A 1,449-nucleotide genomic window follows, 5' to 3' on the forward strand; every position below is an offset into this window, starting at 1 on the left:
CGTCTTGTCTGCGATCAGCTTCTTCGGCTCTTTCTTGCGGAACATCTCGAGCATTCGCCTCGTCACTAAAAACCCGCCGAACACGTTGACGGCCGCGAGCGCGACGGCCAGCGTGCCGAAGAATTTGCCGGGCGTGCCTAAAGTCAGCCCCGCAGCGAGCATGGCGCCGACGATCACGATGGCAGAGATCGCATTGGTCACGGCCATCAGCGGCGTGTGCAGCGCGGGCGTGACGTTCCAGACCACGTGGTAGCCGACGTAAATCGCCAGCACGAAGATGATCAGGTTGATGACGGTGTGGTTAATGACTTCCATCGCCGTTCTCCGTTAAGACTTGCGCGTGACTTCACCATCGCGGGCCAGCAGCGTGGCCGCGACGATATCGTCCGCGAGATCGATGTTCAGGGCGCCTTCCTTCGTGATGATCAGCTTGAGGAAGTCGAGCAGGTTGCGCGCGTAGAGCGAGGACGCATCGGCGGGGACCATCGAGGCCAGATTCGTATAGCCGACGATCGTCACGCCATGCCTGATCACCACCTGATCCGCTTCGGTGAGCGGACAGTTGCCGCCGCGCCGGCCTTCGTACTCGGCGCCGCGTCCTGCCGCGAGGTCGACCAGCACGGAGCCGGGTTTCATCGCCTGCACGGTGTCGACCGAGATCAAGGTCGGTGCGGCGCGGCCCGGGATCAGCGCGGTGGAGATCACCACGTCGGCCTGCTTCGCACGCTCATGGACCAGCGCCGACTGGCGCGTGAGCCACGATGGCGGCATCGGCCGCGCGTAGCCGCCGACGCCTTGCGCGGCTTCGCGCTCTTCATCGGTTTCGTAAGGCACATCGAGAAACTTCGCGCCGAGCGATTCGATCTGCTCTTTCACCGCTGGACGAACGTCAGACGCTTCGATCACCGCGCCCAGACGCTTGGCCGTTGCGATAGCCTGCAAACCCGCCACACCCGCGCCGAGGATCAGCACGCGCGCCGCCTTCACGGTGCCCGCGGCGGTCATCAGCATCGGCATGAAGCGCGGATAGAGCGTGGCGGCCAGCAGCACTGCCTTGTAGCCGGCAATGTTCGCCTGTGAACTCAATACATCGAGGCTTTGCGCACGAGTCGTGCGCGGCGCGGCCTCCAGAGCGAACGCGGTGATGCCCGCAGCCGCCAGCTTTGATGAGTTTTCGGCATTAAAAGGATCGAGCATGCCGACCAGCGCCGCGCCGCGCTTCAGCAGCGGCAGTTCGGCGTCGGTCGGTGACTGAACCTTGAGGACGAGATCGGCGCCGAAAGCGGTCGCGGCGTCGACAATCTCCGCGCCGGCGGCCGTAAAGGCATCGTCTGGAAAGCTTGCGCCGGTGCCGGCGCCGCTCTGGATCGTGACCCGGTGGCCCTGGCTCACATACTTCCTGACCGTTTCGGGCGTCGCGGCGACGCGGGTTTCGTGCGCGCGCGTCTC

Annotated in this window: 2 protein-coding genes; both read right to left on the minus strand. The window is 64.8% G+C overall.

The genetic code is table 11. The features are described 5' to 3' along the window. Nucleotides 1-315, minus strand: a 315-nt coding sequence (locus P0D70_RS36525) for an NAD(P) transhydrogenase subunit alpha part 2 (protein WP_408188100.1), incomplete at its 3' end; no start/stop codon positions are given. 12 nt (nucleotides 316-327) lie between these two features. Beyond that, nucleotides 328-1,449 (minus strand): Re/Si-specific NAD(P)(+) transhydrogenase subunit alpha (locus P0D70_RS36530; protein WP_408188101.1); only part of this gene is annotated, 1,122 nt, incomplete at its 5' end.

This window comes from Paraburkholderia sp. RL17-381-BIF-C, assembly GCF_046026435.1.
Taxonomy (GTDB): domain Bacteria; phylum Pseudomonadota; class Gammaproteobacteria; order Burkholderiales; family Burkholderiaceae; genus Paraburkholderia.